Below are 11,755 nucleotides of genomic sequence, written 5' to 3'. Positions count from 1 at the left end.
CGGCAGCACGAGGGAACGGACGGTTCCATGCTCCGCCGACTGCTCGCGAGCACGGCCGCCGTGATCTTCCTGATCACAGCGGGCTGGGTCACCGCGGGGAACCACTCACCGGCCTCCGGGGCCGCGGACGACGACGGTGTGCCGGGCCATGCGCGCGCCGGTCACACAGCACACGACCACACCTTCAGCCCGGCGCAGGCGGCCGCCATCGTCGCGCAGGCGGCGGCGCCCGTGCGCGGGAGCGAGTTCCGCGCGGAGTGCTTCTCCAGCCATCGCCGGGGTGACGACCCGATCGTCTTCCCCGGACAGGCGGGCCGCTCGCACATCCACGAGTTCTACGGGAACCGGACGGCGAACGCGTCCTCGACGCTCCAGTCCCTGGCCGCCGGCACCACCAACTGCTCGCCGTCGGTGGACCTCTCCTCGTACTGGACGCCCACCCTCTACAAGAACGGAGCCCCGGTGGCCCCCGAGCGGGTCACCGTCTACTACCAGGGCATCACCGACCACACCCGTGCCGTCACGCATCCCCGCGGCCTGCGGTACGTGGTCGGCAACGCCACCGCCACCTCGCCCGATCAGAACCCGGCCGCACGCTGGTCGTGCGTGGGCCGGCCGGAGTCCGGCCGGGACTTCGTGAACTGCCCGCCCGGCACGAAGCTGGAGAACTATCTGGACTTTCCCACCTGCTGGGACGGGCGGAACCTGGACAGCGCCAACCACCGCGACCACATGGCGTACGCGGCCGGACAGACCTGTCCGGCCTCGCATCCGGTCGTCGTGCCGCGCCTGGAGCTGCTGATCACCTGGCCGGTGAACGGCGGCGGGCTGACGCTCGCCGGCACCAGGAACGGGACCAACGTCACGGATCAGCCGGGCTACACCTTCCACGGGGACTTCTTCAACGCGTGGAACGACTCCGAGCTGAATCGCCGTGTCGCCGACTGCATCGTGGCGGGCTACATCTGCGGGACCGACGGCCGTCCGATCCAGCAGTGACGGCAGTGACAGCACGGTGACGGGCGGAAACGACGGTTCCCCGGGCGCCCTCAGGGGCCCGGGGAACCGGCGGTACGCCGCCAGGTGGAATCACGGGGGAAGTCGGCGTACCGCCGTGCGGAGAGAGGGGGCGCCCCTCAGACCTTGGAGACGGCCCCTTCCCCGTCCCGGGGCTCCTGGCCGACGATCGTTGCACCGGAGGCGGAACCCTTGACCAGACGGACGCCGTCCGCGTCCTCGGCGGGAGCGCCGTGGCCGTCGTCCGCGGAGTCGCCGTGGCCGTCGTCGAGCAGTGTCTGCTCGTCGAACGGGATCCGCCCGGCGAGCACCTCGTCGACCCGCACCTTGTCGATCTCCTTCGTCCAGGTGCCGATGAGCACCGTCGCGACCGCGTTGCCCGCGAAGTTGGTCAGTGCGCGCGCCTCGCTCATGAAGCGGTCGATACCGACGATCAGGCCGACCCCGTCGACCAGTTCCGGCCGGTGCGACTGCAGACCGCCGGCCAGGGTGGCCAGACCGGCGCCGCTGACGCCGGCCGCGCCCTTCGAGGCGACGAACAGGAAGAGGAGAAGCGGGATCTGCTCCCCGATCGACATCGGGTCGCCCATCGTCTCGGCGATGAAGAGCGACGCCATGGTCATGTAGATCATGGTGCCGTCGAGGTTGAAGGAGTAACCGGTCGGGACCGTGATGCCGACGACCGGCTTGCTGACACCCAGGTGCTCCATCTTCGCTATGAGCCGCGGGAGCGCGGACTCGGAGGAGGAGGTGGAGAGGATCAGCAGGAACTCGCGGCCCAGGTACTTCAGCAGCGTGAGGATGTTGAGGCCCGCCACGATGCGCAGCAGCGCGCCCAGCACCACGAAGATGAAGAGGAAACAGGTGACGTAGAAGCCGAGCATCAGCACGGCGAGGCTCTTCAGGGCGTCCAGACCGGCCGAACCGGTCACGGCCGCGATCGCACCGAAGGCGCCGATCGGCGCGGCCCACATCACCATGGCGAGGATGCGGAAGACGAGGCGCTGAATGTGCTCGACACCGCGCAGCACCGGCTCACCGACCGAGCCCATGGCCTGGAGGGCGAACCCTGCCAGCAGCGCGACAAGCAGGGTCTGCAGGACCTCACCCGAGGTGAAGGCGGAGACGATCGTCGTCGGGATGATGCCGAGCAGGAACTCGACCGTGTCCTTCGCCTCCTCGCCGACCTGGCCCTGGCCGGCCTCCTTGACCGCGTCGGTCACCGCCAGCCCGTCACCCGGGTTGAGGATGTTGCCGACGACCAGGCCGATGGCGAGGGCGACGAGCGACATGACCATGAAATAGCCGAGCGCGATACCGCCGACGGCACCGACCTTGGCGGCCTTGCGTACCGAACCGATGCCCAGCACGATCGTGCAGAAGATGATCGGCGAGATCATCATCTTGATCAGGTTCACGAAACCGGTACCGAGTGGCTTGAGCTCAGTGGCGAACTCGGGGGCGGCCAACCCCACGGCGATACCGAGTACGACCGCGACGATCACGGCGATGTAGAGATAGTGCGTGCGGTCCCGCCTGACGGCTCCAGCAGCCACGGGTTTCCTCCTTGTTACCGGTCCATGTCCCTATGGATTGCCGTGAGCATTCACCACCCTGTGATGCCGGTCACCCTTGCGTTCGTTTCGTTCATACAAATCCGGCCAGGCACTATGGGCCCATGCGCATACCCCGCCCGCGCAGCCTCGCGGGCCAGCTCTTCGCGATGCAGGTCGTCCTGGTGGCCGCGATCGTGGCCGGCTGCGCCCTGTTCACGTATCTCAAGGACAGCTCTCAGGCCGAGGAGACCGCGCGCCTCCAGTCGAGGGCCACGGCGGCCGCGGTGGCGGAATCGCCGTCGGTCATCGCCGCCGCCCGGTCTGCGAACCCGTCCGCGACGCTCCAGCCGTACGCGGAGGGCCTGCGCCGCGACGCCGGTGTGGACTTCATCGTGATCATGGCTCCGAACGGCACACGGTGGACGCACCCCGAGCCCGGCGAGATCGGCAGGACGTATCTCGGCCACACCGAGCAGGCGCTGCGGGGCGAGATCCACAGCGAGCGGTACGTGGGTGTGCTCGGCTCCTCGATACGGACCGTGGTGCCCGTCATCGACCGCGGGGAGATCGTCGGGCTCGTCAGTGCCGGCATCACCATCCAGAAGATCAGCGAGCAGGTCAGCAAGCAGGTCGTGGCGCTGCTGGCCATGGCGGGCGGGGCGCTGGCGCTCGGCGGTCTGGGGACGTATGTGATCACCACCCGGCTGCGGCGGCACACGCACGGGATGAACGCGGCCGAGCTGAGCCGGATGCACGACTACCACGAGGCCGCGCTGCACGCGGTGCGTGAGGGGCTGCTGATGCTGGATGGGCAGCGCCGGATCGCCCTGTGCAACGACGGGGCGCGGGAACTGCTCGGCCTCGACGAGAACGCGGTGGGCCGGCCGGTCGCCGAGCTGGGCCTGCCGACTCCGCTCACCGGCGCGCTGCTGGCGTCCGAGCCGCGCGTCGACGAGGTGCATCTGACGGGCGACCGGGTCGTCGTGGTGAACACCAGCCCGGTCGTCGGCGGCGAACAGCGCGGCACGGTGGTCACCCTGCGCGACCACACCGAGCTCCAGGCCCTCGCCGGCGAGCTGGACTCCGAGCGCGGCTTCACCCAGGCCCTGCGCTCCCAGGCGCACGAGGCGGCCAACCGGCTGCACACCGTCGTCTCGCTCATCGAACTCGGCCGGGTCGACGACGCCGTCGACTTCGCCACCGCCGAACTGGAGCTGGCCCAGGTGCTCACCGACCGGGTGGTCGGAGCGGTCGGGGAACCGGTGCTGGCCGCGCTGCTGCTCGGCAAGGCGGCGCAGGCGAACGAGCGGGGTGTGGAGCTGGTGCTCGCGCAGGACAGCCGGATCGACGACGGTGTCCTGCCGCCGTCGCTGCCCTCCCGTGACCTGGTGACGATCCTGGGCAATCTGATCGACAACGCGGTGGACGCGGCATCCGAGGCGGCCGCCGGCCGGGAGGGCGGGCCGCAGCCGGCCGGGCGGGCCCGCGTCACCGTCGTCGCCCGGGCCGACCGGGACGAGCTGCTCATCCGTGTGCACGACACGGGCGCGGGAATCGACCCGGCGTCCGCGGACGAGGTGTTCCGGAGCGGCTGGTCCACCCACGGATCGGGACGAGGTCTGGGTCTCGCGATCGTCCGGCAGACGGTGCACCGCAGCCGGGGCACGGTGGTCCTGGCGAAGGGCCCGGACGGAGGGGCCGACTTCACCGTACGGCTGCCGCTGGAGGGCGCGGGGGTGCCGGCGTGAGCGGGGATCCCATCAGAGTGCTGGTCGTCGAGGACGATCCGGTGGCCGCCGACGCGCATGCCCTCTATGTGGGCCGCGTCGCCGGGTTCACGGTGTCGGGGGTGGCGCACTCGCGCTCGGAGGCGGTCCGGGCGCTGGAGCGGACCGAGGTCGACCTGCTGCTGCTCGATCTCTATCTGCCCGACGGGCACGGCCTCCAGCTCGTCCGGTCGCTGCGCGCCGCGGGTCACTCCGCGGACGTCATCGCGGTGACGTCGGCCCGCGACCTCGCGATGGTGCGGGAGGGCGTGTCCCTCGGGGTGGTCCAGTACGTCCTGAAGCCGTTCACCTTCGCGACCCTGCGCGACCGCCTCGGCCGGTACGCGGAGTTCCGCGCGGCGGCCGGTGAGGCGAGCGGCCAGGACGAGGTGGACCGCGCTCTCGGCGCGCTGCGCGCCCCGCAGGGCGGTGGCCTGCCCAAGGGGCTGAGCGGCCCGACGCTGGAGGCGGTCACCCGGTCGCTGCGTGACGCGCCGGAGGGGCTGACGGCCGCCGAGGCGGGCACCGCGGTGGGCATCTCCCGGATCACCGCGCGTCGCTATCTGGAACATCTGGTCACCGCGGGACGGGCGGCGCGCAGCCCGCAGTACGGGCAGATCGGCCGGCCGGAACTCCAGTACCGCTGGATCCCCGCCACTCACTGACGGCGGGCGCCTGGCCCTGCACGGCGCGGGCCGGTGCGCCGGTCAACGACCGTCCCCGTACGCCCCGTAGACCGGCGCGAGGCCGACACGTACGGAGCGGCCCCCGGCCGATCCGCGCTGTTTGCACGATTCGTGCCGAACTCCCCGCAGGAGTAGCCTGACGAGAGTCGGCGCGGACAAGCGCAGACCAGGGAGTGAACCGGGGTGGCACGGGCGCGGCGCGCTGACGAGAGGGTGAGGATTTCCCGCCGTCAGCAATGCGAGGAGCGCCGTCATGTCACTCACGGCCGAATCAACAGACATCCGTCCGTTCCGGGTCGCGGTTCCGGAGAACCAGATCACCGAGCTGCGACGCCGGATCGAGGCGACGCGCTGGCCTTCGAAAGAGCTCGTCGCCGACCGGTCGCAGGGAGTGCAACTGGCGACGGCGCAAGCACTCGCCCGCTACTGGACGACCGAGTACGACTGGCGCACATGCGAGGCGAGGCTGGACTCGCTGCCGCAGTTCGTGACGGAGATCGACGGGGTCGCGATCCACTTCATCCACGTCAGGTCGCCGCACGAGAACGCGCTGCCGCTGATCATGACGCACGGCTGGCCCGGCTCGGTCGTCGAACTGCTGGACACCATCGGTCCGTTGACCGACCCGACCGCTCACGGCGGCTCCCCCGAGGACGCGTTCCATCTGGTGCTGCCGTCCCTGCCCGGCTACGGCTTCTCGGGCGAGCCGGCCGAACTCGGCTGGGGAAACGGGCGTATGGCGCAGGCGTGGGCGGAACTCATGAACCGCCTCGGCTACACGCGCTACGTCGCCCAGGGAGGCGACGTGGGCGCCGCCGTCACCGACGCGATGGGCCGCCAGGGCCCCGAGGGGCTGCTCGGCATCCATGTGAATCTGCTCGCCGGGGCGATCGGCATCAAGGACCACCTGCCGATGGAGTCCGAGCAGGAACGCGCGGCGTTCGACGCGCTCAACACGTTCATGACGGACGGCTTCGCCTACTTCCTCGAGCAGACCACCCGGCCGCAGACGATCGGGTACTCCCTGCTGGATTCACCCATCGGGCTGGCCGCCTGGATGCTCGACCACGACACGGACAGCTACTACAAGATCTCCCGCGCGTTCGTCGACCGCGCGCCCGTGGGCAATCTGACCCGGAAGAACATCGTCGACAACATCACGTTGTACTGGCTGACGGGCACCGGCGCCTCGTCCGCCCGGTGGTACTGGGAGTTCGGACGGGAGATCGCGGGCGGCCAGGCTCCGCCCCCGGTCAGGGTTCCGGTCGCCTTCACGACGTTCCCCGGCGAGATCTGGGCCGCCCCGCGCAGCTGGGTGGAGACGGTCTATCCGGGCGTCGCGTACTTCAACGAGGCCGACAAGGGCGGCCACTTCGCCGCGTGGGAGGAGCCGGAGCTCTTCGCCCGCGAGGTGCGGGCCGCGTTCAGGTCACTGCGCTGACGACGCCGTTCCGTACGGCCGCCCGACCCGCGACACGATGACGGCGGCCGTACCCACGCAAAGCACACATCGTTGCACCGTTCAACGACCCCGACCTGCACGGGCATTGACCTTGTCAGCGAGCCGGTCCTACGGTCACGGCAGCCCCCTGGGCCCTCGGCCCGGACTCCGGCTCAGAGGAGGTCGTGCCCGTGCGCCCCAACGCCCCACTGATCCTCGTCACCGCCGTCACCGCTCTCGCCGCGGCGACGCTCACCGCCTGCGGCAACGGTTCGGGCAGCGACCCCGACACCGTGAAGGTCGTCTACAACCGCTCGACGGACAACAAGATCCGCTTCAAGGACCAGCATCTCGAAGCGGCGAAGAAACAGTTCGAGAAGGAGCACCCGGGCAAGAAGGTCGAACTCGTCCCGATCCAGGCCCCGGACAACGACTACGCCACCAAGGCGCAGCAGATGATGCGCTCCCCCAAGACCGCGCCCGACCTGGTCTACGAGGACACCTTCCGTATCAACTCGGACATCAAGGCCGGGTACTTGAAGCCGCTGGACTCCTATCTGCCCCAGTGGGACCAGTGGGGCCAGTTCGTCGACACGGCGAAGGCGGCGGCCAAGGCCGAGGACGGCAAGACGTACGGCATCCCGGACGGCACCGACACCCGTGGCCTCTGGTTCAACAAGGCGATCTTCGCCAAGGCGGGTCTGCCGGCCGACTGGCAGCCGAAGAACTGGGCCGAGGTCCTGGACGCGGCCCGCACCGTCAAGCAGAAGGTCCCCGGCGTCATCCCGCTGAACGTCTACACCGGCAAGGGTCCCGGCGAGGCGGCCGTGATGCAGGGCTTCGAGATGCTGCTGTACGGCACCGGGGCCGATCCGCTCTACGACGAATCGGCCAAGAAGTGGGTCACCGGCACCAAGGGCTTCCGGGACTCGCTCGACTTCGTCCGCACGGTCTACACGGAGAAGCTCGGCCCCGATGTCTCCGACGCGCTCGACCCGAACGTCGGCACCCGGGTCGCCACCGAGTGGTTCCCCGAGGGCAAGCTCGCGATCTCGCTCGACGGCTCCTGGATGGGCCAGAACTGGATCAACAAGGGCCCCAAGGAGTGGCCGGACTGGAGCAAGGACCTCGCCCAGACCCCGATGCCCACGCAGAACGGACAGGCGCCCGGCAAGGTGTCCATGTCCGGCGGCTGGGCATGGTCGATCCCGCAGAAGGCGGACAACGCCGATCTGGCCTTCGAGTTCATCAAGACGCTCCAGACGGCCGAGAACGCGACACAGTGGTGCGTGGTGGCCGCGCAGATCGCCGTACGCAAGGACGTGGCGGCCGACCCGAAGTATCTGAAGTCCATGCCGGGCATCGAGTTCTTCACCGGGCTCGTGCAGTACACGCACTACCGTCCGGCGCTGCCCGTCTATCCGCAGGTCTCCACCGCCATCGGTGAGGCCATGGAGAAGGTGACGACGGGTGACGCCTCGGCCGCGGAGGCGGCGAAGGCGTACGACGAGCAGCTGAAGACCGCCGTCGACGGCGCGGTCGTCCGCAGGTGACCACGACGAGACGAGGGGTGTGGCGGTGGCTGCCCATCGCCCCCGCCACACTCCTGCTGCTGCTCTTCCTGGCCGGCCCGATCGGCTACTGCGTCTGGATCGCCTTCACCGACACCCAGTTGACCGGTGCCTCGGGTTCCGACTTCGTGGGCCTGGACAACTTCCGCCGGGCCTTCGCGGACGACGACTTCCGCAACGCCGTCTGGCTCACCCTGGTCTTCACCTTCGTCTCGGCGGTGGTCGGGCAGAACACCCTGGGTCTGGCGCTGGCCGGCCTGATGCGGGCCGCGTCGCGCCCGGTCAGAACCATCACCGGCACGCTGGTGATCACCGCCTGGGTGCTGCCGGAGATCGTCGCCGCGTTCCTTCTGTACACGTTCTTCCGCCGGGAAGGGACGCTGAACGCCCTGCTCGACTGGCTCCATCTGCCGTCCCAGAACTGGCTGTTCACGCTGCCCATCCTCGCCGTGTCCTTCGCCAACGTCTGGCGGGGCACCGCGTTCTCCATGCTGATCTATTCGGCGGCGCTCTCCGAGATCCCGCGGGACGTCGTCGAGGCCGCCGAGGTCGACGGGGCGAGCGGGCCGCGGCGAGTCTGGCACATCACCCTGCCGATGATCCGCCGTTCCATCGGCACCAATCTGATGCTGAACACGCTCTCGACGCTCTCCGTCTTCGGACTGATCTGGGCGATGACCCGGGGCGGACCGGGCAACCGGAGCCAGACATTGCCGGTGTTCATGTACGACCAGGCGTTCCTCAAGAGCCTGATCGGCTACGGCACCGCGGTGGCGCTGCTGCTTCTGCTGGTGGGCTCGCTGTTCTCGATCGTCTATCTGCGTCTGATGAAGGTGGAGGTGTGATGCGCCGGTCCACCCGCGCCCGGCTCGCCGCCAACGCCGCACTGCTGGTGACCGCTGCCGCGTTCGCCCTGCCGCTGGTGTGGCTCCTGCTGTCGTCCGTGGACGCGAACGCGGACCTGCGGGTGCGGGTTCCGTCGTCGGTCACCGGGGACAACTTCGACGCGGTGCTCACCGACGAGATCACCTTCACGCCGATGCTGAACAGTCTGCTGCTGTGCGGCGGGGCGACGCTGCTGACGGTGGTGTGCGCGGCGCTCGCGGCGTATCCGCTCTCCCGGCACCGCTCGCGCTTCAACCGCCCGTTCCTGCTGACGATCCTGTTCACGACGTGTCTGCCGATCACCGCGGTGATGGTGCCGGTCTACGGCCTGTTCGTGCAGGTCAATCTGATCGACACGATGTACGGCACGGGGCTGTTCCTCGCCACGTCCCAACTGCCCTTCTCCATCTGGCTGATGAAGAACTTCATGGACGGCGTCCCGATGGTCCTGGAGGAGGCGGCCTGGACGGACGGCGCGTCGAGCCTGCAGACACTGTCCCGGGTCGTCCTGCCCCTGATGGGGCCGGGCCTGACCGTGGTGACGATCTACACCTTCATCCAGCTCTGGGGAAACTTCTTCGTTCCGTTCATGCTGATTCTGACGCCGGATCAGATGCCGGCCTCGGTCTCGATCTTCACCTTCTTCGGCAACTACGGCTCGGTGATCTACGGCCAGCTGGCGGCGTTCTCGATCCTGTACTCGGCGCCGGTGCTGGTGCTGTACGTCCTGATCTCGCGCCGGCTCGGGGGCGGCTTCGCACTGGGCGGCGCGGTCAAGGGCTGACGGCCGGCTCTGCCCATCTCGCCGGTGGCACGATCACTGCACGTTACCAAGTGGTAGCGATCAGCTCGGACGTTCCTACGACAGGTGGCGTTGGGTGAACGCACCGTAGTCGCGACGCCCCACCGGCCTCTAGCGTTACCGCGTGCACCACGCTCCCACGCCCCCGTTCAACGCCCCCGCCGCCCGACGGCTGCGCGAAGCCCTCGGAATGGCCCCCGGCCATGTCGCGTACGGCCTCCGCGCCCAGTACGGGCTCCACGTCTCACCGGACACGGTGGTCTCCTGGGAGCGCGGGCTGCTCGCCCCGGATTCCCGCGAACTGGGCGCGCTGGCGGGGGTGCTGTGGTGCGCGCCGCACGACCTGCTCACCGAGGCCTCCAGCCTGCGCGAGCACCGGCTGGCGCGGGGGTACGCACCGGCCGACCTGGCGCGACACCTCGGCGTGGACGCGGACAGCTATCTGCGCATGGAGGAGTCGGGCCGCTGGCGCGGCACCGAACGCCAGACGGCCGCGCTCGCCGAGGCCCTGCAACTCGGCCCGCGCGAACTGCTGATCGCGACCGGCCGCGAGGAGGATCTCGCGGAGCTGCTGCGCAGCGCGGTCGCGGCACGCTGGCAGGCGTACGTCCGCCCGGTCTCCAAACTCGTTCCGATGGAACGGCCCCAGCTCGAAGCGGTGCTGGAGGAGCTCCACGCCGCCTACCAGTCGCGGATGGTGGCGACGCTCAGCTGGGGCTCGACGACGGAGGACACGGGCAGCGCGGGCCGTGAGTTCCTGGACCGGATAGCCGACCACTTCTGGGACCTGGCGCGGAGCTGAGCCGTGCACCCGGCCGGCCGTCGTCCCGATCGGGCCGCACCCGGGATCGGGGTCCCGCGCGCCACCGCACAGACCGACACCCCGCCGGTCAGAACACCGCCGGTCAGAACACCGACTCCGCCTCGTGCATCCGGTTCGGCGGGACCGTCTTGAGGCGGGTCACCGCCTCCGCCAGCGGGACCATCTTCACCTCGGTGCCGCGCAGCGCCGTCATCATGCCGTACTCGCCGCGGTGCGCCGCCTCCACCGCGTGCCAGCCGAAGCGGGTCGCGAGCACACGGTCGTACGCCGTCGGGGTTCCGCCGCGCTGGACGTGGCCCAGGATGACCGGCTTGGCCTCCTTGCCGAGCCGGTGCTCCAGCTCCGCGGCGAGGCGGTTGCCGATGCCCTGGAAGCGCTCGTGGCCGTACTGGTCGATCTCGCCCTTGCCGTAGTCCATCGAGCCCTCGGCCGGGTGCGCTCCTTCGGCGACACAGATGACGGCGAACTTCTTCCCCCGCGAGAACCGCTCCTCGACCATCTTCATCAGGTCCTCGATCTGGAACGGCCGCTCCGGCAGACAGATGCCGTGGGCGCCGCCCGCCATGCCCGATTCCAGGGCGATCCAGCCGGCGTGCCGGCCCATCACCTCGACGACCATCACCCGCTGGTGCGACTCGGCGGTCGTCTTGAGGCGGTCGATGGCCTCGGTGGCGACCATCACGGCCGTGTCGAAGCCGAAGGTGCGGTCGGTGGCGGAGATGTCGTTGTCGATCGTCTTCGGCACGCCGACGACGGGCATACCGCCGTCGGCGAGCATCCGGGACGCGGTGAGCGTGCCTTCGCCGCCGATCGGGATGAGCGCGTCGATGCCGTGCTGCCGGGCCAACTCCGGGGCGTTCTCGCAGGCTTCGGCCAGCCGGCCGCGCTCCAGACGGGCGGAGCCGAGGATCGTGCCGCCGCGGGCGAGGATGCCACTGACGGCGTTGAGGTCGAGCGGCCGGTAGTGGCCGTCGAGGAGTCCCTTGAATCCGTCCTCGAAGCCGATGACTTCGTCGCCGTGAAAGGTGAGGGCACGGTGCACGACCGACCGGATCACAGCGTTCAGTCCGGGGCAGTCGCCCCCTGCGGTGAGCACTCCGATGCGCATCGTGCTGTGTCTCCTGCTCGTCAGTGGTACAGGTGAGCCCACGTTCGATTGTTCCACGGACACGGGAGAACCCGCGCTCCCGGCTGCTCCGAGGCACGGC

10 protein-coding genes are annotated in these 11,755 nt (G+C 69.7%); 8 read left to right on the top strand and 2 right to left on the bottom strand.

From position 1 onward, the window contains the following. Nucleotides 1–27: 27 nt before the first annotated feature. Nucleotides 28–999, top strand: coding sequence for a DUF1996 domain-containing protein (locus ACQPWZ_RS25285; RefSeq protein ID WP_433572443.1), 972 nt, complete (start codon nt 28–30; stop codon nt 997–999). 137 nt (nt 1,000–1,136) lie between these two features. On the opposite strand, the gene ACQPWZ_RS25280 is transcribed toward ACQPWZ_RS25285, so the two are convergent. Beyond that, nucleotides 1,137–2,573 carry a cation:dicarboxylate symporter family transporter gene (locus tag ACQPWZ_RS25280; RefSeq protein WP_340475495.1) on the bottom strand — a complete coding sequence of 479 codons (1,437 nt, stop codon included), beginning with the start codon at nt 2,571–2,573 and terminating at the stop codon, nt 1,137–1,139. 122 nt (nt 2,574–2,695) lie between these two features. Between ACQPWZ_RS25280 and ACQPWZ_RS25275 the strand changes: the two genes are divergently transcribed. The 7 genes from ACQPWZ_RS25275 to ACQPWZ_RS25245 all read left to right on the top strand — a co-directional run bounded on the left by ACQPWZ_RS25275 (nt 2,696) and on the right by ACQPWZ_RS25245 (nt 10,526). Then, nucleotides 2,696–4,321, top strand: coding sequence for a sensor histidine kinase (locus ACQPWZ_RS25275; RefSeq protein ID WP_433572442.1), 1,626 nt, complete (start codon nt 2,696–2,698; stop codon nt 4,319–4,321). Further along, nucleotides 4,318–5,004 (top strand): response regulator, encoded by a 687-nt coding sequence (locus ACQPWZ_RS25270; protein ID WP_383238953.1) that lies wholly within the window; start codon nt 4,318–4,320, stop codon nt 5,002–5,004. The genes ACQPWZ_RS25275 and ACQPWZ_RS25270 overlap by 4 nt, the downstream gene beginning before the upstream one ends. A 274-nt stretch (nt 5,005–5,278) precedes the next feature. Continuing rightward, nucleotides 5,279–6,466, top strand: coding sequence for an epoxide hydrolase family protein (locus tag ACQPWZ_RS25265; RefSeq protein ID WP_433572441.1), 1,188 nt, complete (start codon nt 5,279–5,281; stop codon nt 6,464–6,466). 191 nt (nt 6,467–6,657) lie between these two features. Beyond that, nucleotides 6,658–8,019, top strand: a complete 1,362-nt coding sequence (locus ACQPWZ_RS25260) for an ABC transporter substrate-binding protein (RefSeq protein WP_356699012.1) — start codon at nt 6,658–6,660, stop codon at nt 8,017–8,019. After that, the gene (locus tag ACQPWZ_RS25255) at nt 8,016–8,882 is read left to right on the top strand and encodes a carbohydrate ABC transporter permease (RefSeq protein WP_340475488.1); all 867 of its coding nucleotides are present in this window, start codon (nt 8,016–8,018) and stop codon (nt 8,880–8,882) included. The genes ACQPWZ_RS25260 and ACQPWZ_RS25255 overlap by 4 nt, the downstream gene beginning before the upstream one ends. Beyond that, nucleotides 8,882–9,706, top strand: a complete 825-nt coding sequence (locus ACQPWZ_RS25250; protein WP_356699016.1) for a carbohydrate ABC transporter permease — start codon at nt 8,882–8,884, stop codon at nt 9,704–9,706. Before ACQPWZ_RS25255 ends, ACQPWZ_RS25250 begins: the two co-directional genes overlap by 1 nt. Before the next feature lie 208 nt (nt 9,707–9,914). After that, on the top strand, nt 9,915–10,526 hold the full coding sequence (locus ACQPWZ_RS25245) for a helix-turn-helix domain-containing protein (RefSeq protein ID WP_383238956.1): 612 nt from the start codon (nt 9,915–9,917) through the stop codon (nt 10,524–10,526). A gap of 103 nt (nt 10,527–10,629) precedes the next feature. Here the strand turns inward: ACQPWZ_RS25245 and ACQPWZ_RS25240 are convergent, their stop codons facing one another. Continuing rightward, complete coding sequence (locus tag ACQPWZ_RS25240; RefSeq protein WP_340475485.1) at nt 10,630–11,655, bottom strand: ATP-dependent 6-phosphofructokinase; 1,026 nt, start codon at nt 11,653–11,655, stop codon at nt 10,630–10,632. Between the last annotated feature and the right edge of the window lie 100 nt (nt 11,656–11,755).

This window comes from Streptomyces sp. CA-251247 (assembly GCF_050952975.1).
Classification (GTDB): Bacteria; Actinomycetota; Actinomycetes; order Streptomycetales; family Streptomycetaceae; genus Streptomyces; species Streptomyces achmelvichensis.
This window is presented reverse-complemented; position numbering and strand designations above follow the sequence as displayed.